Annotated in this window: 19 protein-coding genes; 6 read left to right on the top strand and 13 right to left on the bottom strand. The window is 70.6% G+C overall.

The window, feature by feature from the left end; translation table 11 throughout:
* Window positions 1-109: 109 nt before the first annotated feature.
* The 8 genes from HMPREF9056_RS12265 to HMPREF9056_RS12230 form a co-directional block, all read right to left on the bottom strand.
* Window positions 110-1,846, bottom strand: a complete 1,737-nt coding sequence (locus HMPREF9056_RS12265) for an ABC transporter permease subunit (RefSeq protein ID WP_009747061.1) — start codon at window positions 1,844-1,846, stop codon at window positions 110-112.
* A 5-nt stretch (window positions 1,847-1,851) separates the two neighbouring features.
* A complete protein-coding gene (locus tag HMPREF9056_RS12260; protein ID WP_009747060.1) occupies window positions 1,852-3,408 on the bottom strand; it encodes an ABC transporter substrate-binding protein in 1,557 nt (518 codons plus the stop codon).
* Between the two features lie 29 nt (window positions 3,409-3,437).
* Window positions 3,438-4,346: an ATP-binding cassette domain-containing protein gene (locus HMPREF9056_RS12255; RefSeq protein ID WP_034514543.1), complete on the bottom strand. Its 909-nt coding sequence runs from the start codon at window positions 4,344-4,346 to the stop codon at window positions 3,438-3,440.
* The gene (locus HMPREF9056_RS12250; RefSeq protein WP_253270043.1) at window positions 4,343-5,254 is read right to left on the bottom strand and encodes an ATP-binding cassette domain-containing protein; all 912 of its coding nucleotides are present in this window, start codon (window positions 5,252-5,254) and stop codon (window positions 4,343-4,345) included. The genes HMPREF9056_RS12255 and HMPREF9056_RS12250 overlap by 4 nt, the downstream gene beginning before the upstream one ends.
* Window positions 5,255-5,333: 79 nt before the next feature.
* A complete protein-coding gene (ilvD, locus tag HMPREF9056_RS12245; protein ID WP_009747057.1) occupies window positions 5,334-7,220 on the bottom strand; it encodes a dihydroxy-acid dehydratase in 1,887 nt (628 codons plus the stop codon).
* Window positions 7,221-7,516: 296 nt separating this feature from the next.
* Window positions 7,517-8,020, bottom strand: coding sequence for a DUF2992 family protein (locus HMPREF9056_RS12240; RefSeq protein ID WP_009747056.1), 504 nt, complete (start codon window positions 8,018-8,020; stop codon window positions 7,517-7,519).
* 352 nt (window positions 8,021-8,372) lie between these two features.
* Window positions 8,373-8,780 carry an FKBP-type peptidyl-prolyl cis-trans isomerase gene (locus HMPREF9056_RS12235; RefSeq protein ID WP_009747054.1) on the bottom strand — a complete coding sequence of 136 codons (408 nt, stop codon included), beginning with the start codon at window positions 8,778-8,780 and terminating at the stop codon, window positions 8,373-8,375.
* Window positions 8,781-9,020: 240 nt separating this feature from the next.
* Window positions 9,021-10,016, bottom strand: coding sequence for a Bax inhibitor-1/YccA family protein (locus tag HMPREF9056_RS12230; RefSeq protein ID WP_009747053.1), 996 nt, complete (start codon window positions 10,014-10,016; stop codon window positions 9,021-9,023).
* Between the two features lie 480 nt (window positions 10,017-10,496).
* Here HMPREF9056_RS12230 and HMPREF9056_RS12225 point away from each other — a divergent pair, with 480 nt between their 5' ends.
* The 4 genes from HMPREF9056_RS12225 to HMPREF9056_RS12205 all read left to right on the top strand — a co-directional run bounded on the left by HMPREF9056_RS12225 (window position 10,497) and on the right by HMPREF9056_RS12205 (window position 15,165).
* On the top strand, window positions 10,497-11,441 hold the full coding sequence (locus HMPREF9056_RS12225) for an ABC transporter ATP-binding protein (protein WP_009747050.1): 945 nt from the start codon (window positions 10,497-10,499) through the stop codon (window positions 11,439-11,441).
* 70 nt (window positions 11,442-11,511) lie between these two features.
* Entirely contained in the window at window positions 11,512-12,399 is an 888-nt protein-coding gene (locus HMPREF9056_RS12220; protein ID WP_009747049.1) for an ABC transporter permease subunit, read from the top strand.
* 37 nt (window positions 12,400-12,436) lie between these two features.
* Window positions 12,437-14,449 carry a histidine kinase gene (locus HMPREF9056_RS12210; RefSeq protein WP_253270042.1) on the top strand — a complete coding sequence of 671 codons (2,013 nt, stop codon included), beginning with the start codon at window positions 12,437-12,439 and terminating at the stop codon, window positions 14,447-14,449.
* Entirely contained in the window at window positions 14,431-15,165 is a 735-nt protein-coding gene (locus tag HMPREF9056_RS12205; RefSeq protein WP_009747046.1) for a response regulator transcription factor, read from the top strand. Before HMPREF9056_RS12210 ends, HMPREF9056_RS12205 begins: the two co-directional genes overlap by 19 nt.
* Before the next feature lie 30 nt (window positions 15,166-15,195).
* On the opposite strand, the gene pth is transcribed toward HMPREF9056_RS12205, so the two are convergent.
* From pth to HMPREF9056_RS12190, 3 genes are all read right to left on the bottom strand, one after another.
* Window positions 15,196-15,798 (bottom strand): aminoacyl-tRNA hydrolase, encoded by a 603-nt coding sequence (gene pth / locus HMPREF9056_RS12200; RefSeq protein ID WP_009747045.1) that lies wholly within the window; start codon window positions 15,796-15,798, stop codon window positions 15,196-15,198.
* Between the two features lie 99 nt (window positions 15,799-15,897).
* Entirely contained in the window at window positions 15,898-16,509 is a 612-nt protein-coding gene (locus HMPREF9056_RS12195) for a 50S ribosomal protein L25/general stress protein Ctc (protein ID WP_009747044.1), read from the bottom strand.
* 283 nt (window positions 16,510-16,792) lie between these two features.
* Window positions 16,793-17,182: a helix-turn-helix domain-containing protein gene (locus HMPREF9056_RS12190; protein WP_034514542.1), complete on the bottom strand. Its 390-nt coding sequence runs from the start codon at window positions 17,180-17,182 to the stop codon at window positions 16,793-16,795.
* 56 nt (window positions 17,183-17,238) lie between these two features.
* Here HMPREF9056_RS12190 and HMPREF9056_RS12185 point away from each other — a divergent pair, with 56 nt between their 5' ends.
* Window positions 17,239-17,601 carry a hypothetical protein gene (locus tag HMPREF9056_RS12185; RefSeq protein ID WP_009747042.1) on the top strand — a complete coding sequence of 121 codons (363 nt, stop codon included), beginning with the start codon at window positions 17,239-17,241 and terminating at the stop codon, window positions 17,599-17,601.
* Window positions 17,602-17,695: 94 nt separating this feature from the next.
* Entirely contained in the window at window positions 17,696-18,193 is a 498-nt protein-coding gene (locus HMPREF9056_RS14805) for a hypothetical protein (RefSeq protein ID WP_009747041.1), read from the top strand.
* A gap of 117 nt (window positions 18,194-18,310) precedes the next feature.
* Here HMPREF9056_RS14805 and HMPREF9056_RS12175 read toward each other — a convergent pair whose 3' ends face one another.
* Together HMPREF9056_RS12175 and HMPREF9056_RS12170 are read right to left on the bottom strand one after the other, a co-directional pair.
* Window positions 18,311-19,195 (bottom strand): type I 3-dehydroquinate dehydratase, encoded by an 885-nt coding sequence (locus HMPREF9056_RS12175; RefSeq protein WP_009747040.1) that lies wholly within the window; start codon window positions 19,193-19,195, stop codon window positions 18,311-18,313.
* Window positions 19,192-20,223 carry an exopolyphosphatase gene (locus tag HMPREF9056_RS12170; RefSeq protein ID WP_009747039.1) on the bottom strand — a complete coding sequence of 344 codons (1,032 nt, stop codon included), beginning with the start codon at window positions 20,221-20,223 and terminating at the stop codon, window positions 19,192-19,194. Before HMPREF9056_RS12170 ends, HMPREF9056_RS12175 begins: the two co-directional genes overlap by 4 nt.
* Window positions 20,224-20,259 lie beyond the last annotated feature (36 nt).

Genomic DNA, 20,259 nt, shown 5'->3' with positions numbered 1-20,259 from the left:
GGGCGCCGACCCATAGCGCGGTCGGCGCCCGCCTCGTTGTCTGCGGCCGACGGCGCAGCCCCCTCGCGCCCGGCCGGAGCCGGGCCGCTGCTGCGAGGTCTCAGAGGTCTCAGCGCCGCATGCTGCGGGAGGCGGCGACCGACGTGATCGACAGGACCACGAGGGCGGCGGCGGGCGTGGCCACGGCCCAGGGGGCCCGTTCGATGTAGGGCAGAGCATCGGAGAGGACCAGTCCCCACTCGGGTGTGGGGCTCTGAGCGCCCAGCCCCAGGAAACCCAGGGCCGCTAGGGCCAGGGCCTTGCCGGGCAGCCTCAGGGCCGCGTGGCGCGCCAGGGGGCCGACGACGGCGGGCAGGACCCGGGTCAGGGTGATCCGCACACGCCCCTCCCCCAGGACGGGAGCGAGGAGGATGTCGGGACGCCGCCGGGCCTCAGCAACGAGCCCGGCGGCGTGGGAGGCCAGCGGCGCCCAGCCGACGCTGGCCACGGCGATGGCGGCGCCCGTGGCGCTGGGCCCGGATACGCCGGCGACGATGAGTCCGGCCAGGATCGGCGGGGCTGCGTTGGCGACCTCGATGAACCCCGTGGCGGCCCGCGGCGCCAGCCCCACCAGCAGGGCGATGACGAAGCACACGACCGTGACGGCGACGGCGCCGGTCACGGTGGACAGCGCCCCGTGGGCCACGCGCGCCAGCACGTCGCGCCCGAGCGAGTCGGCGCCCAGCGGAAGGGAGGTGCTGGGCTCCGCCAGCTTGTCAGCGACGATGGCGTAAGGGTCGCGGCGGATCCCGACGGCCACCATGAGGGCGAGCAGGGCGGCGCCGATGACGGCGATGACGCGGGCGGCCCGCCCCGGGTGCTCCACCGGGGGCGGTGCTGTCAGTCCGCCTGCCCCGGCGGCCCGCCCCATGAGGAGGCGGTGCACGATCCCGGCGATGATGCCGGCGGTGAGCGCCAGGGCGAGCAGCAGCAGGATCTGAGCCTGGAGCGCCGGCACGTCCTGAGCGGAGGCGGCCTCGATCAGCTCGCGCCCGATCCCGGGGATGGCGAAGATCTTCTCCACGGCGACCGCCCCACCGGTCAGGGCGACGACGACGAGTGCCACCTGCCCGGCCAGCGGGGTCAGAGCGCGACGCAGGACGGCCCCGGCCAAGGCCCCTCCCCGGATCCCGGCTGTGGACCAGGTGGCCACCCAGCGTTTGGAGAAAGTGGCGGTGACGGCATCGGAGATAAGTCCGCCCAGGTAGCCGCCGGTGGGCAGGCCCAGGCTGAGGGCCGGCATGATGACCTTCTCGGGGCCGCCCCACCCGAGGGGTGGCAGGATCCTGAGGTAGACGGCCAGGACGAGCATGAGGATCGGGGCCAGGAGGTACTCGGGCAGGGAGATGAGGACCGCGGAGACAGCCCCGCCTCGGGGCCGCGGTTGTCCTCGCAACCCGTCGCGCAGGGCCGGCAGCACCAGCGCTGCGACGATAACGAGTCCGACACCGAGCGCGGCGGCCATGAGGCTCAGTGAGACTCCGAAGGCGTCAACGGCATCCGGGCCGACGGGAGCGCCTGAGACCCAGGAGCGCCCCAGGTCCCCGCGCACCAACCCGGCCAGCCAGCGCCCCATCGTGTGCAAGGGACCGCCGTCGATCCCGATGCTCTTGCGGATGGACTCCAGGACCTCCGGCGTGGGTTCACGGTCGGAGGAGGTGGCGCGCAGGATCGTCAGTGCCGGGTCCTTGCCCGACAGCCACGGCAGCATGCCCACAAGACCGATGAGGCAGACCAGGGCGACCAGGCGCGAGGTACCGGCGACAACGTCGTAGCGGCGCAGGCTCCCGGCGAGCCGGGTAAGCATGCCGCTCACTTCTTCACAGCCGTGGACGAGGTGATGAGGGTGCGCTCGTTGGGGTCGCGCTCGGCGCCTGAGACGCCGGCGGCCTCGCCCTGCAGGACGCGCTCGTGGACGATCGGGATGGCGGCTCCGGTGACGAGGATGGCCTGCTCGGCCTCCATGATGGCCTTGCGCCGTTCCTCGCCGGGCTCACTACCGGAGGCCTTGGAGATGGCGGCGTCCACCGTGGGGTCGGACAACTGGCTCATGGAGTAGGAGCCGGAGGAGGAGAAGTCGGCGGTCATATAGGCAACAGCGTCACCGGAGTCCAGAACGGTGGAGCGCGACACGAGGACGGCGTCGAACTTACCGGCCAGGGCCTCGGTCTCGATCTGGTTGTACTCGCGCACGTCCTGGGTGACGCTGAAGCCGGCAGCCTCAAGCTGCTGAGCCAGGAGGGGAACCATCTCACCGAGCTCGGGGCGGTCGGTGTAGGAGGCCAGGGTGATGGCGGTTCCGGCGGGGACGCTTCCTGCCGCGGTGGCGCCGGGGACCTTGCCGGTAGCGGCCGCACCCGTAGCACCGGGGTAGGTCTCCTTCTTCCAGGCCCGCATCTCGGCGGCCCAGGGCACGGCCGGCCCCAGGAGTCCGACGGGAGAGTCGGCGTGGCCCTCGAAGACGGTCTTGATGAGCGCGCTCGGATCGACAGCGTTCCGGGCGGCGGCGCGCAGAGCCGGATCGGCGAAGGCGCCGGAGCCGGTGTTGAGGTAGAGGGTGATAGTGCGCGGTGTCGACACCTCGTGAAGGAGCTCCTTGTCCATGTTGCCGGCCTGGGCTACGGGGACTGCCTCGACGATATCGGCGGTGTCAGTGCGCAGGGCGGTTCCGCGGGCGGCGCCGTCGGGCACGTAAGTGACGTCGATGCCGGGGGCGGCGGCCTTCTTGCCCCAGTACTTGTCGTTGCGCTCCAGGGTGGCGCCGGACGAACCGTTGGTCTGCTTGAGGATGAAGGCGCCGGTACCATGGCCGACGGGATCGATGGCGCCGTCGGCGGAGCTCGGGTAGGCGGCCGGGGACAGGATGGCGAGCTGGGGACTGGAGACGCGCTGCGGCATGAGGGGGTCAGGGGCTGCGGTGGTCAGGAGGAGGTCCTTGCCGTCGGCCTTCGCAGTGAGGTTGATTCCGTCCAGGACGCGCGGCGGCTTGGCAGCGCCGGCCGCGAAGGTCAGGGCGGCGGCCGCATTCTCGGCGCTCAGGGCGGTGCCGTCGTGGAAGGTGACGCCCTCGCGCAGGGTGAAGCGCCAGGTGGTCTCGTCCTCGCGCTTCCAGGCGGTGGCGAGCAGCTCCTGGGCGTCGCCGTCGGCGGTGAGCCCGGTGAGGCTCTCGGCGCAGGACCAGCGAGTGAGCTTGGAGCCGTCGTTGGTGAGCGGGTTGAGCTTGCTCTCGGGGGCGTGGAACATGGCCAGACGGATACGGCCGTCGCCGGAGGAGCTGCGCGAGCAGGAGGCGATGGCAGCGGCGCCCGCTCCGACGCCGAGTGCGGCGAGGACCTGGCGGCGGGTGACGGCGAGGGTGCGCAGGGACATTGATGCTCCTTGGGGCCTGTGTCGGTGTGTCATCGGTCGGGGGCGTCGACGGTCGGGAGGCTGGGGACGGCGTCGCGCAGGGCACGGGTGGCCGGATGGCTGGGTTGGGTGAGGATGTGGTGCATGGGGGCGTCCTCGACAATGGCGCCGTCATCCATGACCAGGGTTCGCTGGCAGACACGGGCGACAGCAGCCAGATCGTGCGACACCACCAGCAGGGCCGGGGCGGGCACGGCGCCCTGGTCGGCCGGGGCGGCCTTCTCCCCCGCTGGGGCCGTCTGCGTCGGTTCGTTCATGTCGCCTGCGTCTGCTGTGTCGTCATTGTCCGACGTCGGGACGTCGGCCTCGATCGAGGCGAGCAGGTCGAGGGTCTGGCGGCGCAGGGCGGGGTCCAGCCCGGAGACCGGCTCATCGAGGAGCAGATAGCGCGGCGACAGGGCCAGGGCCCGGGCGATGGAGACCCGCTGGGCCTGACCTCCGGAGATCTCGTGCGGTCGCGACCTCCAGATGACGGCAGGTACGTCCAGGTTCTCCAGCACCTGCCGGGCCCGTGCATCTGCCTCGTCGCGATCGCGCACCACGCCCAGGGTGCGCAGTGGGGTGGTCACCTGAGCGAGCACCGTGCGGTGCGGGTCGAGCGTCGCGGCAGCGTCCTGGGGCACGTACTGCACCGCCCGGCGGAAGGCTCGCAGGCTCCGGGCACCACCCCGGCGCACGACCTCATCGTCCAGCAGCACCTCGCCCCGATCCTGCGGGCCCGGAGAGTCGAGCAGCAGCAGAGCCCGCAGCAACGTCGTCTTCCCGCACCCCGAGCGCCCGATCAGCGCCACGTTCTCCCCCGGCGACACGCTCATACCCACACCACGCACCGCTACATGATGCCTACCGTCGGACCCCGGGTGGGAGCGCGTCAGACCACGCACCTCAAGCCCGCTCATGCGGCGGCTCCTACAGCGGCGGCCAGGGCCCCGTCAATGGTCTCCCCGGCGGCGGCCTCACACATGGCGACCGTGACCGGATGCTCGGGGTGGGCCAGCACCTGTGCCGTAGGACCACGCTCGATGACGGCGCCGTCGTGGAGGACGACGACGTTATCGCAGATGGCGGCGGCAGGCAGGTCGTGGGTGATGAGGAGCAGGGCCGGACCGTCCGGGGTTCCCTGGACACTCTGGGCGCTGTCGGTCCCATCACTGCCGCCCGCCGCATCAGCGCTGGTCAAGCGGGTGAGGAGGTCGAGGATCTCGGCGCGGGCCAGGACGTCGAGAGCGGTGGTGGGCTCATCAGCGATAAGGACGCTCGGGCGGGCGGCCAGCGCGAGCGCGAGCGCGGCTCGCTGACGCTGCCCACCGGACAGACGTCCCGGGACCCGCTCCCCCAGAGCGGCTTCGAGTCCGACGGCGCGGAGCATCTCCTCGGCTCGGCGTCGGCCCTGGCCAGGTCGGCACCCGCCCGCGCGGGCGGCCAGGGCGATCTGACGGCCGACCGGGATGAGGGGGTGCAGGGCGGTGGAGTGGTCCTGCGACACCAGCGCGATACGACCGTTGCGGGGGCGCTGCGCGGCGGGGAGACCCAGCAGGTTCACGCCTTCTTCTCCCCCACCTCCTTGACCGGAGGCTGTGCGGGAACCGGCAGACGCGCCAGCGCCGTCGGCCTCGACGGTCAGGGAGCCGGAGGTCTCCAGCCCTGCTGGGAGGGTGCCCGCGAGCGCGGCACAGGTCAGGGACTTGCCTGCACCGGAGGCGCCGACCAGGGCGGTCCGGCTCCCGGGGGCGAGACTGAGCTCGACGCCGTCGACCAGCATTGTGCCGTCGGAGCGCACCACCAAGGATCTGAGAACGATTGTCACACGCAAACTCTAGATGCGAGTGACAACGATTTTCAAATGTGCGATCGGTCAGTCCGGGCCGTTCCCCAGGCCCATCGGTCTACTTGACGCCGAGACGTTTGAGGTCGCGCACGGCGCCCAGGTCGGCGCTGGTGGCGAGCATCGCGTAGGCGCGCAGCGCCGCGGAGACCTTGCGGGGGCGGTCCACGTGCGGGGTCCAGGCATCCTCACCACGGGCCTCCTCCTCGGCCCGGCGGCGCTCGATCTCCTCGTCGCTCAGGCGCACGGAGATGGAGCGGTCCGGGATGTCGATGTCGATGATGTCGCCGGTGCGCACCAGGCCGATGAGCCCCCCGGCCGCCGCCTCAGGGGAGACGTGGCCGATGCTCAGGCCGGAGGTGCCCCCGGAGAAGCGCCCGTCGGTGAGCAGGGCGCACTCCTTGCCCAGGTGCATGGACTTGATGTAGGTGGTCGGGTAGAGCATCTCCTGCATGCCGGGGCCGCCGCGCGGCCCCTCGTGACTGATGATGACGACGTCGCCGGACTTCACCTGCTTACCGAGGATCCCGGCGACGGCGTCCTCCTGGGACTCGAAGACGACGGCGGGCCCGGAGAAGGTCAGGATCGACTCGTCGACGCCGGCGGTCTTGACGATGCAGCCCTTCTCGGCGATGTTGCCGAAGAGAACGGCCAGGCCGCCGTCGGCGGAGTAGGCGTGCTCGATGTCGCGGATGCAGCCGTCTGCGCGGTCGGTGTCGAGGGACTCCCAGCGAGAGGCCTGGGAGAACATCTCGGTGGTGCGCACGCCGGCGGGGGCGGCGAGGTAGCCGGTGCGGATCTCCCGGCTCACCTGGGAGCCGGGGACGCCGTCGGGGCCGGGGCGGGCGATGTCGTAGGCGGCGAGCTCGTCGCCGAGGGTGGAGCGCAGGACGTTGGTGGTGGAGGTCTCCAGCAGGCCGCCGCGGTCGAGCTCGCCGAGGATGCCGAGGATGCCGCCGGCGCGGTGGACGTCCTCGATGTGGTAGAGGTTCGTCGACGGCGCGACCTTGGCCAGGTGGGGGACCTTGCGCGAGAGGCGGTCGATGTCGGCCATGGTGAAGTCGACCTCGGCCTCCTGGGCGGCGGCCAGCAGGTGCAGGACGGTGTTGGTGGAGCCGCCCATGGCGATGTCGAGGCTCATGGCGTTCTCGAAGGCGGCCTTGGTGGCGATGGAGCGCGGTAGGACGGAGATGTCGTCGTGCTCGTAGTAGGCCCGGGTGATCTCGACGATCTGGTGGCCGACGCGCTTGAAGAGCTCGCCGCGGTCGGCGTGGGTGGCCAGCAGGGTGCCGTTCATGGGCATGGCCAGACCGAGCGCCTCGGTGAGGCAGTTCATGGAGTTGGCGGTGAACATGCCCGAGCAGGAGCCGCAGGTGGGGCAGGCCAGACGCTCGATGGCGCTGATGGTCTCATCGGAGACCGTGGGGTCGGCGGCGTCCATCATGGCGTCGATGAGGTCGAGCTTGCGGGTGGTGCCGTCGGCAGCGGTCATCTTGCCCGACTCCATGGGGCCGCCGGAGATGAAGATGGTCGGGATGTTGAGGCGCATGGCGGCCATGAGCATGCCCGGGGTGATCTTGTCGCAGTTGGAGATGCACACGAGGGCGTCGGCGCAGTGGGCGCTGACCATGTACTCCACGGAGTCGGCGATGAGGTCGCGGCTGGGCAGGGAGTAGAGCATGCCGTCGTGCCCCATGGCGATGCCGTCGTCGACGGCGATCGTGTTGAACTCCTTGGCCAGGCCTCCGGCGGCCTCGATCTCGGTGGCCACGAGGCGCCCGACGTCGCGCAGCCCCACGTGTCCGGGGACGAACTGGGTGAAGGAGTTGGCAATGGCGATGATAGGCTTACCGAAGTCGGAGTCCTTGACGCCCGTGGCACGCCACAGAGCCCGGGCGCCCGCCATGTTGCGGCCGTGGGTGGAGGTGGCGCTGCGGTACTGCGGCATGAGTGGTTCCTTCTCGGGCGGGCGTAGTGGAACGGCGTCGCAAGGAGCCGGCCGCAGGGGAATGGCCAGCGCTTCACGACGCCGTGTTGCCACAGCGTATCCCCCACCGGCCCGTCCTGACGCATCGGGCTCCGTCCCTGAGACGTGACACCCGCGATAACGCTGACCCGGCGCGGTCGCAGGCCACTCCCCCCGCATCTGAGACGGCCGCCCTCAACGCCACCCTCGCGGCCGCTATTTGCGGAACACCCACCTTGCGTCACTGCATGCACCAGCGCCGATGCCCCTGATGCATCTCACCGGCCGCGGTGGCGACGTTTGGCCCGTTCCCGACGTCGGACCCAGGCCTCGTCCGCCTCCTGACGGCGGCGCCGGCTCCGATTGCGGGCCGTTCGGGCCGCGGTCTCCTCACGGGCAGCGGCCAGTGCGGCCTGCGCGGCGGTGGACGGGCGCGCCCGGGCGGCCTCCTTGGCGGCCTGCCGGGCGGCGCGCTTGGGGTTGGGGCGAGGGGCCGACGATGAGCCCGCCGATCTGGATGCCGGCACCGGAGGAGAAGCGGCGGCCCGGTCAATGAGCTCGTCTCCGCGGGCCAGGAGGAAGTCGTAGAGCTCAACGTCGCTGGGCTCGCCCCCGAAGACGTGCCGTGCCGCCCGCACAGTGATCACCTGACCGACCACGTCACCGCCACGATGACGTTCGTGGTGCTCGAGGACACCGACCCAGAAGCGACCGTCGAAGTAGAGGGTGAACTGGGCCGAGATGCAGGCGAGGACGTCGGCCTGGTTGTCGGAGACGGACATACGGGCTCCTTCGGGTGCGAGTGATCGCACCCGGTGCAGCAGGAGTCCCCGTGGCGGCCGGTGAACGGCATCCCCGAGGTGACGAACGCCTGGTTGTCGCGTGCCCACGACGAGTTCGGGGCGGATCCGGGACCTGTGGCCCGACGGCGTCATCCGGACTTCCTCCGGACCGTGCAGTTCGTGCTACCGGGTGTGGCGCGAGCGCGCCGCCCTCAGACTATCGCAGTGATCGCGGACCCGGAGCGCCGCACGCAAACGCGCGCTCGTACCATGGGGCTCCGGGCCGCGCCCCTGAGGTGCGCCCTGGGCGCCTACCGTACGAACGCGCGGCAAGTGGACGGGAGAGCTCGGCTCAGATGACGCCCAGGATCTCGGTGACGAAGACGAGGGTGTCGCCGCCGCGGATGCCGGCCTGCGGGACACCGCGGTCGCCGTAGCCGAGCTCGGAGGGGATGGACAGCAGAAGGCGCGAGCCGACGCGCTGGCCCACGAGGCCGTCGTCCCAGCCGCGGATGACCATGCCGACGCCGACCTGGAAGTTCAGCGGCTGGCCGCGGTCGTAGGAGTTGTCGAAGACGTCGCCGCCCCAGATCTGGCCCAGGTAGTTGGCTACGATCGTGTCGCCGGCCTCGACCACCTGGCCGTCGCCGGCGTCGAGCACCTGGACCTGCAGGCCCTCGGGGGCCTCGGGGCCGGGGAAGGTGAGCTTGGGCTTGGTGCCCTTGGGGCCTTCGACGGAGGGCATGTTGATGTTGATCATGCGGCGAGCCTACGTGAGGCCCGCGGTCCGGCGCCGCAGCGGACCTCGGCCCAGCGCGAACTCGCCACGCGGGTCGAGCGGGACCGTGGCGCCCCGGAGCGCGCCGAGACAACCACGGCAGGGCACTCGGCGGGCGATCACCCGAACATGCGGCGGGGCCGGGACGCAGGTGATGCGTCCCGGCCCCGGCCGAGGTGGTGGAGCGAGCCCGGGATCGGATCCGACCCCGGGTCCTCGCGGTCAGTCGCGGAAGTAGCTCAGCAGGCGCAGGAACTCCACGTAGAGCCACACGATGGTGACGACCAGGCCGAAGGAGGCGGCCCAGGCGTAGCGCTGGGGCAACCCGTTGCGCACCCCGTTCTCGATGGACTCGAAGTCGATGGCCAGGAAGAGGGAGGCCAGGATGACCGCAAGAATCCCGAGCGGGACGCCCAGCGGGATCCCCATGATGGTCATGGAGCGCAGTCCCCAGGCCCCGCCGACCACACCGGTCATCGACAGGCCGAGGTTGATGAGGCAGAAGACCCCGTAACCGAGCGTGGCCACGACCACTACCCGGCGGAACCGGCCCTGGACCCGGAAGCCGCCGTAGGAGTAGGCGGCGAGCATGACTCCGAAGGTGGCCAGCGTCGCCAGCACGGCCTGGACGACGATGCCCTCGTAGCGCGCCTCCATGAAGCCGGAGATGCTACCGAGGAAGAGCCCCTCGAAAGCCGCGTAGGCCAGGATGAGGGCCGGGGAGGGCTCACGCTTGAAGGCGTTGACCAGCCCCAGAACCAGACCACCGATGACGCCGACGAGCATCGCGATGACGCCCAACCCGGCGGTCGATTCATCGGTACTGGTCACCAGGCTCCAGGACAGGGCGCCCAGGGCCAGGATGATGGCGAACATGCCGGCGGTGCGGATGATGACGTCGTCATAGGTCATGCGGCGCATGTCCGCGTTGGTGGCCGACGGCGCCTGGTACTGGGCCTCCAGGCCGGCCAGCTGCTCGGGACTCACCTGACCGTAGCCGGCGGCCTGGCCGTACTGGTTAGCGGTCTGGCCGTACTGGCCGTACTGCTGCCCGTAGCCGGTGGCCTGCTGACCGTACTGATTGGGCTGCTGGCCGTACTGTCCGGCCTGGTAGCCGGGCATCGTGGGGTAGCCGTTGGGCGTCTGGGTCGGGGCCGACCCTGCCACCCGGCCGCCCTCCTGGAAGGCGGCGCTGCGGCTGAAGAAGGGGTTGGACATGATCCTCTCATCCTCTCTGAGGGGTCTGGGGCGGTCGGCCCGGCAGGACCGCCGCTCGCAGCCCGGCCGGCCCACGAGGGCCGCTGCCGGAAACTGGACTCATTATGCGCATCTCCAGTGCGGTGAGGGAAACCCTTTTCCCTCAGGACGTAGCCCTCAGGGGAGAGATACCCATCCGTCCGAGAGGCGTCGGGTCTTCTTCCGGCCGCCGCCTTCGGCCTTCTCCGACCGATCGGTTCTCATCCTCAAGGATGAACCTCCTCCCTCCAGCGGCCCGGCCCCAGGCGACTCCGGGTTCGTTACCCCGGCCGATTCGCCGACGACGGCGCGCTCCTAGGCTGGAGACATCCGGTTGGGCTCCGGGAAAAACCCGCTCCGGCCAACCAGTCGCCAGTCATCCTCAACTCCAGCATCCCCCGCCACCACGTCCTGCACACGCTCCACCCGCCTCACCGAGGCCTACGTCGAAGAAGGAACATCATGATCGAGGCAGTCAATCTCACCAAGCGCTACGGCCACAAGACCGCGGTGGACAACATCTCCTTCACCGTGGAACCCGGCACGGTGACCGGGTTCCTCGGCCCCAACGGAGCCGGCAAGTCCACCACGATGCGCATGATCATGGGCCTGGACAAGCCCACCAGCGGCAAGGTCACCGTCAACGGACGCCCCTACCGGGACCTGTCGGCTCCCCTGTGCGAGGTCGGCGCCCTGCTGGACGCCAAGGGCCTGCACGGCTCGCGCAACGCCCGCAACCACCTGCGCCAGCTGGCCGCCTCCAACGGCATCCCCACCAAGCGGGTCGAGGAGGTCCTGGAGATCACCGGCCTGACCTCGGTGGCCAAGAAGCGCGTCAAGGGCTTCTCCCTGGGCATGGGCCAGCGCCTGGGCATCGCCGCCGCCCTCCTGGGAGACCCCGGCGTGCTCCTGTTCGACGAGCCCGTCAACGGCCTGGACCCCGAGGGCGTCAAGTGGGTGCGCGAGACCTGCCGCCGCCTGGCCGGCGAGGGCCGCACCGTCTTCATCTCCTCCCACCTCATGAGCGAGATGGCCCAGACCGCCGACCAGCTCCTCGTCATTGGCCGCGGCCGCATCCTGTCGGCCGGCCCGGTCGATGACGTCATCGCCTCGGCCACCACCGACCGGGTACGCGTGGCCTCCCCTCAGGCCACCCAACTCGCCGAGCTCATGGCCTCCCGCAACCTGGCCGCCCGCCCCGTGGCCCCCAGCGTCCTGGAGACCACCGACACCACGGCCGCCGCCATCGGTGAGCTGGCCGCGCAGAGCGGCATCGTCCTGCACGAGCTCACCACTATCCACGCCAGCCTCGAGGAGGCATACCTGACCCTGACCAGCGACTCCGTGGAGTACCGCACCGACCCCGCCCACCAGGCGGCGTCCCAGCACCAGGGTCAGGCGGCCTAGCAGGCCCACCCCCGCACGTCACCACCTCCACACGTCAGTGCACCAGCCCTCTCGCACAGAAAGTCCTGCCATGACTGCCAACGCCCCTGCCACCCCCACTTTCCAGACACCCGTCAGCACCACGGCGCGTACCACCAGGCACGTGGCCCCCCACCCCACCAGCCTTCGCGTCGAAGGCCGTCAGACCGTCCTGCGCTCCGTACGCGCGGAGTGGATCAAGCTCTGGACCCTGCGCTCGACCTGGATCACCTCCTTCATCGCCATCGCCCTGACCGTCCTGTTCGGCGCCGGTATCGCCATCGCGTCCGGGCAGCAGCAGGAGGGCCAGGAGGCGGCCAAGAACATGATCACCGCCGGCCTGAGCTTCGGCCAGATCGTCGTCGCGGTCCTGGGAGCCCTCATCATCACCGGGGAGTACGCCTCCGGTCAGATCCGATCCTCCCTGGCCGCCGTCCCCCACCGCGGGCGACTCCTGCTGTCCAAGGCCATGGTCCTGGCCATCGTCTCCTTCCTCCTGGGGAGCCTGTCCGTCTTCCTGTCCTGGGCGATCTCCAAGCCCTTCCTCGGCGAGCACGCCGGCTCCCTGACCGACTCGCACTACGCCGGCCACATCTGGGGCTCGGGCCTGGTCTTCGCCGGTATCGCCCTCATGACCCTGGGCTTCGGCTTCCTCCTGCGCTCCACCGCCGGCGCCATCACCGTCGTCGTCTCCCTCCTGTTCGTCATCCTGCTGCCGCTTCAGCTCGCAGCCGGTCAGTGGAGCTGGGTCAGCAAGATCATCGACTGCCTGCCCATCTCGGTCTCCTCAGCCGTCTCCAACCCCTTGCCGACGGCCGCCGAGTTGGGCGGTGAGGGGGCCCAGTTCCTCACCCACGGCCAGGCCATCGCGGTCTTCGCCGCCTGGGCGCTCGTCCCACTCATCGCCGCCTGGTTCGTCTTCACCCGGCGCGACGCCTGAGCCGGCGAACCATCCCGCCAGCCGGAGGTGAAGACCCATGTCATCCCCCACGCCTCCTCAGGCCTCCTCCACTGCCTCGCCCCGGGAGAGCACCGGTACCCCGCCCGTCTCCTCCACGACCGACACGCCCGGTAACACAGCCGCGTCGGCCGCAAGGAGCCGGGCGGGCACCGGACTGCCCGCGGCACTGACCAACCCCACCCTTCTGCGGGCGATGATCCGTTCCATGCCGTCGACGACCTCGCCCGAGCCCACTGCTCCAGGCTCCGAGGGCGAGAGGAAGAGCCCCTCTCGCCGGGAGCAGGCCTCTCAGCCGAACAAGTCGACGTCGATCACGACCCCATGGAATGACACACTGAGTGCTATGCCCAGTCAGCTGCCCAGCCCCCAGTCCGGCCGTACCGTCTCCGACGTGCCCGACGAGGATGAACCCGAGCTCCAGCCGGAATCCCGGGGCCTGCTGCGCGCGATCAGCCAGTGGTACCACCGCCACCCGGCGATCGCGGACACCCTCATCGCCCTTGGACTCATAGCACTCAGCGCCCTGCTGGGCGGCGCTAATCTCTTACGTCAGGACAACCTGACCAACGCTCACTCCGTGTGGCCGCTGACCTTCGTCGTCCTGGTGATCACCGGCCTCGTGTTCACCTTACGGCGGCGTTTTCCCATCTGGGTATGGGCGTTGACGCTTCTCCTCCCCGAGACCTACGAGATCACGATCATGGCGGTCTTCAATCTCACCCCGGAGCAGCTGACCCTGACCATCAGCGGCCTGAGCCTGATGGTGCTCCTAGGTGTCCCCATCGCCTTGGGGACCATCGCCTCCCACCGCAGACCTCTGATCGCCTGGACGACGTGGGCCGCGACCATGGGGACCTTCGCCACGGAAGTCGTCATTGTGACGCCATCACCAACAGTCTTGGACTTCCTGCGTGCTGGGATGCTGTACACCCTCATTGCGACTGTCGGTACGCTGGTGGGGCTCAACACTCGCTCCGCCCGTCTACGGTTCAAGGCCCTGGAGGCCCACTCGACCCGGATGGCTCTGGCCAGTGAGCAGGGCGCGCTACTGGCGGCCGCCGAGGAGCGCAGCCGCATCGCTCGGGAGATGCACGACGTCGTCGCCCACTCCCTGGCCGTCATGATCACCATGGCCGATGGCGCCGCCGCCACCGTGGAGCGCGATCCAGCCACCGCCAAACAGGCCATGGAGACCCTGGCCGAGGCCGGGCGCAGTGCCCTGGCCGACACCCGCCGCCTCGTGGGGGTCCTTCGGGAGGACCCGTCGGTGGCCGGCGGCCCGCCTGCCGACTCGACCGGCCCAACAGGACCCGCGTCCACCACCGACAGCATCTCTCCTCAGCCTCCATCCGCTTCCGGTCAACCGACCCCTGCACCTGAGCCTGGCTGGAAGCGCGGCGGAAAGGCGGTCGCGCCGCAGCGGTCCGCCCCCTCGGCGGCCTCGGCGTCGTCGGCCCGGGGTCACGAAGTCCGCGATGTGCCGGTACCCGAGTTCGCACCTCTGGGAACAGTGACACCGGTCGAGCCCAGCGCTCCCATCGCCAGCCTGCGCCAGCAGGCCACCGACGGCGGATCCGACCGGTCCCGGGGCGACCTGCCCCTGGCTCCTTCTCCCGAGCAGGCCGATATCACCGAGCTGGTCAAGCGCTTCGTGTCGGCAGGGGTTCCCGTCAGCTACCGGTGGGTCGGCGCGGCGCTCCCGGAGGACAAGGCACTCCAGCTCACGGTGTTCCGCATCGCCCAGGAGGCGCTGACCAACGTGCTGCGCTACGCCCCGACGACTCCGGCCGTCAGCGTCGACGTCGAGAGGCACATCGGCACCGTGGTCCTCACCGTGGACAACGAGGCCGCCCCAGGCACGCGCCCGATGCACGGATCCGGGAAGGGTCTCATCGGCATGCGGGAACGCGCATCGGTCTATGGTGGGACCGTACAGGCCGGCCCGACCCCTACGGGCTGGCGAGTCCGCGCGGTCCTGCGCTGGGACGAGCATGACGAAGGGACCTCCTCATGGCAGATGCCCCTGTGAGCAAAGACCAGCCCCTCCAGCCCGGCGGGGCCGAGCGGCCCGGTGAGGTCAGCGGCCCGATCAGCGTCGTGCTCGCCGACGACCAGGCCCTCATGCGCATGGGCTTCCGCATGGTGCTGGAGGCCGAGGAGGACATCAACGTCGTCGGTGAGGCCTCCGACGGCACAGCCGCCCTGGCCCAGGCCAAGGCGCTGCACCCCGACGTCATCCTCATGGACGTGCGCATGCCGGGCATGAACGGCATCGAGGCCACCGAGCTCATCGCCCGGGAGTGCCCGGGCACGCGCGTGCTCATCCTGACCACCTTCGACCTCGATGAGTACGCCTTCGCCGGGCTGCGCGCCGGGGCCTCCGGGTTCCTGCTCAAGGACACCCGGCCCACCGAGCTCGCCGAGGCGATCCGCACCGTGGCCTCCGGGGAGGCGGTCGTCTCGCCGCGCGTCACCCAGCGGATGCTGGAGATGTTCGCTCCCTCACTGCCGAACTCAGGGGCGCCCACCCAGGCCTCGGACCCGCGGATCGATTCCCTGACCCCGCGTGAGAAGGAGATCCTGGTGCTCATGAGCCAGGGCCTGTCGAACGCGGAGATCGCCGATCACCTCGTCGTCTCGGCCACCACCGTCAAGACCCACGTGGGCAACGTGCTGGCCAAGCTCGACGTGCGCGACCGGGTCCAGGCCGTCGTCGTCGCCTACGAGACCGGCCTCATGGCCTGAGACGCCCGCCCTGCTTGGAGATTCCTCCCGTCAACGGGGAGCGTGGAGGTGCCGCTGGGCGTCGTCGAAGCCGAGTGTGACGACCTGCTCAACGGCGTCGGCGGCCTGCTCCAGGGTGACGCCGAGGTCGGCGCGCTCGCGGCCGGGAAAGTCGGACAGGACGAAGTCGGAGGGGTCCTGGCGGCCCGGTGGGCGGCCGATGCCCACGCGCAGGCGCGCATAGTCCTTGGTGGAGACGGACTTGCTGATGGAGCGCAGGCCGTTGTGCCCGCCCTCGCCGCCGCCGCGCTTGAGGCGCAGCTCGTGGGCGGGCAGGTCGAGCTCGTCATGGATGACGAGCAGACGGCTGGTGGGGTCGATGCCGTAGTAGGAGACGAGCCCGGACACGGGGCCGCCGGAGAGGTTCATGAGCACCGAGGGCTCGGCCAGGATGACGCGGGGGCCCGGGGCGCCGCCGGGCATCATGCCCAGCCGTCCCTCGGCGACGCGGGCGCGGGCCTTCTTGTGGTTGGAGAACCGGGACCCGGTGCGCTCAGCCAGGACGTCGAGCACCATGTGGCCGACGTTGTGGCGGTTGCGGGCGTATCGGGTCCCGGGGTTCCCCAGCCCGACGACGAGCCAGGCCTCACTCATGCGGCCCGCCCCGAGACGGGCCGGGCGCAGGCGGCACGGGAGACACCGAGGGTGCCTGCCGGCTCGTCGTCACGACTGAACATGTGAGTCACGTGCGATTCACTCGGATGCGGCCTCGGCGTCACCCTCTGCGGGAACGGTCTCGGGGACCTCGGAGGCGACGGCGTGCTCGTTGGCAACGTTGACCACGGCGGTCTCGGCGTCGGAGACGGCCTCGATGCCCTCGGACAGGGTGATGTCGGCGATGGTGAGAACGGTGCCGGCGGCGACACCGGTGATGTCGACCTCGATGGCCTCGGGCACGGAGACGGCCGGGGCGGAGACCATGATGGTGGCGGCCTCGATCATGTGCATGGTGCCGGGGGCGGCGGTGCCGATGACGGTGACCGGGACCTCGACGTCGACGCGCTCGTTGCGGTCGACCAGGAGGAAGTCGACGTGCTGCACACCGGGGCGGATGGGGTGGCGCTGCACGTCCTTCCCCAGAACCAGGAGCGTCTCACCACCGTCGATGACCAGCTCGACCAGGGCGTTGTCGTTGCTGCGCAGCGCCAGGCGGGTGGCGTGCTCCTCGAGCAGGAAGTGGCGGGGCTCGGCGCCGTGGCCGTAGACGACGACGGGGACCTGGCCGGCGCGGCGGGCCTGGCGGGCCGAGCCCTTGCCGAAGTCGGTGCGGACCTGGGCCTTGAGGGTGATGGCGTTGTTGGCCATGAGGCTCTCCTTGCGGATGAGGCGGGGCCCTGTGCCCCGCGGTTGATGGTGGTCCGGCTGGGCGCGACGACGCGCAGTACCGCCAGGTACCACCACGTCGATCACGGATGCGCGCCTTGTCAGGCGCGTCCCTCGCCGGGGCAACGCGGGTAAGACTACGGTATGGCCGCAGCCCGCGAACAGCCAGGTGCCGGTGGGGCGCCTCACCTGCCGCTACGAGTCGCGGTGGCCTCGATGACGTTGACACAACCTCTTACGATCGCGGCCGCACGGACGGCGGCTGCTACCCAGGACGGAGGGCGGCGGTGAGCTTGCGCATCGCGGAGGCCGCGGACTCACTGGCGCTCGGTCCGAGGGCGGCGAGGCTCGCCATGAGGGCGGCGATCTCCGGAAGGTCCAGCTCGACGCGCCCTGACGGGGTGGCGCGCTCGATGCTGACACCACCGCCTCGGCCGGGGACGACCGTGATCGGCACACCGGAGTGGCGCAGTCGTTCGACGTCGCGGGCAACGGTCCGCTCCGTCACACCCAGCTCGTTGGCGAGACGACCGAGGGTGAGCCGGCTCGAGCTGGTATGCAGTCGCTCAATGAGGTGCTGCTGGCGCTCCACCCGCCGCAGGGTCAGGTACGGGTCACGTGAGGCTGCGGACGCCCGTCCTGCAGACGAGTTCATGGACTCATCGTAACCATGACATCGGCCTGTCCGGGTTTGTGCGTAGCGTGGACACCATGACCAACAGCACTATCGCGCAGCAGTTCTTCGACTCCTACACCCGCGCCCTGCTCGACCGAGACGCCAAGGCCATCGCCGAGCACTACGCCGTGCCCGCGCTGATCGAGTTCCCCGATCACCCCATCGCTGTCTCCGAGGTCTCACAGACCGAGCAGTTCTTCTCCGGGGCGTTCGGCCAGTACGATGGCGTCTCCACCACTCACGCAACCATCAGAATCGTTGCCGAGACCGGGCACAGCATCTGGGCCGACGTCACCTGGACCCACGACGCCGGCGTGCCGAGTGAGCGACTCCTCTACCAGCTCGTCCGCAGCGGTAGCGACTGGAGGATCGCCGTCCTGACCCCGTTGGACACCTGACGCTCCTACTGCGACACACCAGCCGGGCCGCACCGCCCGACTGCACCCGCGCCGTTCTCAACAACCCCACCGCCCGACTACCAGGAAGCAGACCATGAAGTACTTCGCCGAGTACATCGTCGGCAGGAACGGCCCCATCGAGGTCTTCATGCAGCCTCAGAATCCGCAGCTCATCGCCGAAGAGCTCGCCCGAAAGCTGACCTCCCCCGGTTACCTTGACGGCGCACGGCGTTTCGCCGTAGTGGTGTGGGCGCTGCCCGATGGAACGACGCATATGGACGACGTTCCGGAGTCCTCGCCAGCACGGGCCACCTACATCCAGTGCGGTGGCTCCACCAAGGCCATGAGCGTTGAGATACGCGCGACTCACGAGGACGACTCCTACGAGCACTACGCGGTGGCCCGCGAGCCCATTGCCGACCCCGATGCGTGGACCACGGTCACCTGGGACAACGGGAATCCAGAGCCCTTCTCCCTGCGTCTGCACCCCGAGGAGGTCTTCACCGGCGAGCAGGCAGCCCCTGTCTTTCGTGCCTACATCGAGGCCGGCGCCCTCCCGCCAACAGAGCTCCTGCGCCGGCTCGACGTCTAGGGCCTGTTGCGAAAGTAGGATGGAGCACCTCGTGTTCGTACCTTAGAACGCGCGTTCGCACCTTCTACCCCTCGAACGCGCGACCTACCCTACGACCGCGCGGGCGCGGGGCATCGCTCAGGCCCGCAGCAGCTCCAGGCAGCGGCGCACATCCTGGATCGGCATCTGGCCGGGGGCAGATGCCTGGGTCTCCCCCTGCTCGTCAGGGACGACGGCGAAGGTGAGCGCCGACCCGAAAGCCGGCGCCACGCGGCTGACCACCCCGAGCGCTCCCATGGACATGGCGGCTACCGGCACCCCCAGGCCCGTCCCCTCCTCCGGGTCCGCCGCGGCCCGCGCGCACACTCCCAGGAGGCGGGCCACGTCGGCGGCGCCGGTGGGCCACACGGCAATCTTGGCCAGGTCCGCGCCCTCGTCGGCCATGCGGACCAGAACCTCCTCCAGGACATCATCGACCGGGGTGGCCTCGAAGTCGTGGAAGGAGGCGACGACGTCGATGCCCAGTCCGTGGGCCTGCTCGGCGACCCCCGGCAGGCAGCCGCGCTGGACCTCGACGTCGATGGCGGCCGGGCGGTGCTCGGGCGACCACTCGGCCAGACCGTCGACAACGGCGTGCAGGACGGCGCCGTAGCCTGCGTCGTCCAGGCGGGCATGGCCACCCTCGGTGGCCGTGCGGCAGGTGAGCAGGAGAGGGGCGCCGTCGACGACGTCGGTCATGCGGCGCAGGCACTCCAGGACCTGGGCGGCGGCCGTGGCCACGACCATCGGGTCCGGGGCGGGTAGCTCCTCACCGGCGGCCTCGGCGAAGGCGACCAGGGCGTCGGCCTCCTCGAGCAGGTCGACGCGCAGCTCGAGGACATCGGCGCCGGCGCCGATGGCGCGGCGGGCCTGGACCCGTGCGCGGGCGGCGGTCGGCCCGGTCAGGGAGACAGCGACAGCGGGTACCCCCCTGTCGCCGGGGACGCTGCACCCGCCCCAGGTCAGAGACGTCGCCGCACTCACGCCTCGGTTCCTTCCGACTCTGTCTGCGCGGGCACGAGGGACAGGGCGATGCCGTCGAGGATGTCGTAGAGGCTGGTGGTGACCCGCTCCAGCGGGCGCCCGGCGGCGGTGGTCCGCTCCACGACGCGGGTGACGACCTCACTCCACACGAGAGCCCCTGCGGCGATGACGTCGCGGCGCCCGGGGGCCAGGTAGCCCCAGGAGGCGCGCTGCTCGGCGGTGGAGTGGACGATCGCCTCGCAGGAGGCCAGGACGGCCTGCGGGTTCAGCTCGGCGCCGCCCAGCGTCTGCGGGTCGAAGGCCTGAAGCCCCAGGGCGTGGGCGGTGACGGTGGTGATGGTGCCGGCCAGGCCGACCAGCTGCCCGGGGGCGGACAGGTCAACGACCTGCTCGGCCTCGTCCAGCAGGCCACGCACCTCGGCGCGGGCGGCTGCCTCCGAATCGGGGGTGACGTCGCCCGTCAGGAAGCGCTCGGTGATGCGCACACTGCCGGTGTCCAGGCTGATGGCGGCGCTGGGGGCGTCCACGCCCAGGACGAGCTCGGTCGAGCCGCCCCCGAGGTCGACGACGAGGCGCGGCGCCTGCACGCGCTCGCCCCCCTTCTGCACTCCTGCATCCTCTCCCCCACGGACTCCCAGGAGCGAGCCACTGAAGGACAGGCGGGCCTCCTCCTGGCCGCTGACGACCTCGGGCTCAATGCCCAGCAGCCGGCGTACTCCGGCCACGAAGTCCTCCCGGTTGCGGGCGTCGCGGGTAGCGGAGGTGGCCACGAAGCGCCGCACGGCTCCCCCGGGGGCGACGCCCAGCTCGGCACAGTCGGCGGCGTAGGCGTCCACGACCGTCAGGGTGCGCTCGAGGGCCGCGGGGTCGAGCATGCCGGTGCGGTCCACGCCCTGACCCAGGCGCACGATCTCGTTGCGGCGGCGCAGCGCCTTCAGGCGAGAGCTGCCGGACTGATCGCGGTCGGCCTCAGCGATGAGGAGGCGGATGGTGTTGGTACCGCAGTCGATTGCGGCGACACGGGTCATGGCGGCGGCCTCCTGGGCTGGGGCGGGATGGAGAGA

It is taken from the genome of Actinomyces sp. oral taxon 170 str. F0386, assembly GCF_000195595.1.
Classification (GTDB): domain Bacteria; phylum Actinomycetota; class Actinomycetes; order Actinomycetales; family Actinomycetaceae; genus Actinomyces.
This window is presented reverse-complemented; position numbering and strand designations above follow the sequence as displayed.

Bases quoted from the DNA above. Each gene is read 5' to 3' on its own strand.
- HMPREF9056_RS12265 (WP_009747061.1), bottom strand. From the start codon at position 1,846: ATGCTTACCCGGCTCGCCGGGAGCCTGCGCCGCTACGACGTTGTCGCC.
- HMPREF9056_RS12260 (WP_009747060.1), bottom strand. From the start codon at position 3,408: ATGTCCCTGCGCACCCTCGCCGTCACCCGCCGCCAGGTCCTCGCCGCA.
- HMPREF9056_RS12255 (WP_034514543.1), bottom strand. From the start codon at position 4,346: ATGAGCGGGCTTGAGGTGCGTGGTCTGACGCGCTCCCACCCGGGGTCC.
- ilvD (WP_009747057.1), bottom strand. From the start codon at position 7,220: ATGCCGCAGTACCGCAGCGCCACCTCCACCCACGGCCGCAACATGGCG.
- HMPREF9056_RS12240 (WP_009747056.1), bottom strand. From the start codon at position 8,020: ATGTCCGTCTCCGACAACCAGGCCGACGTCCTCGCCTGCATCTCGGCC.
- HMPREF9056_RS12235 (WP_009747054.1), bottom strand. From the start codon at position 8,780: ATGATCAACATCAACATGCCCTCCGTCGAAGGCCCCAAGGGCACCAAG.
- HMPREF9056_RS12230 (WP_009747053.1), bottom strand. From the start codon at position 10,016: ATGTCCAACCCCTTCTTCAGCCGCAGCGCCGCCTTCCAGGAGGGCGGC.
- HMPREF9056_RS12225 (WP_009747050.1), top strand. From the start codon at position 10,497: ATGATCGAGGCAGTCAATCTCACCAAGCGCTACGGCCACAAGACCGCG.
- HMPREF9056_RS12220 (WP_009747049.1), top strand. From the start codon at position 11,512: ATGACTGCCAACGCCCCTGCCACCCCCACTTTCCAGACACCCGTCAGC.
- HMPREF9056_RS12210 (WP_253270042.1), top strand. From the start codon at position 12,437: ATGTCATCCCCCACGCCTCCTCAGGCCTCCTCCACTGCCTCGCCCCGG.
- HMPREF9056_RS12205 (WP_009747046.1), top strand. From the start codon at position 14,431: ATGGCAGATGCCCCTGTGAGCAAAGACCAGCCCCTCCAGCCCGGCGGG.
- pth (WP_009747045.1), bottom strand. From the start codon at position 15,798: ATGAGTGAGGCCTGGCTCGTCGTCGGGCTGGGGAACCCCGGGACCCGA.
- HMPREF9056_RS12195 (WP_009747044.1), bottom strand. From the start codon at position 16,509: ATGGCCAACAACGCCATCACCCTCAAGGCCCAGGTCCGCACCGACTTC.
- HMPREF9056_RS12190 (WP_034514542.1), bottom strand. From the start codon at position 17,182: ATGAACTCGTCTGCAGGACGGGCGTCCGCAGCCTCACGTGACCCGTAC.
- HMPREF9056_RS12185 (WP_009747042.1), top strand. From the start codon at position 17,239: ATGACCAACAGCACTATCGCGCAGCAGTTCTTCGACTCCTACACCCGC.
- HMPREF9056_RS14805 (WP_009747041.1), top strand. From the start codon at position 17,696: ATGAAGTACTTCGCCGAGTACATCGTCGGCAGGAACGGCCCCATCGAG.
- HMPREF9056_RS12170 (WP_009747039.1), bottom strand. From the start codon at position 20,223: ATGACCCGTGTCGCCGCAATCGACTGCGGTACCAACACCATCCGCCTC.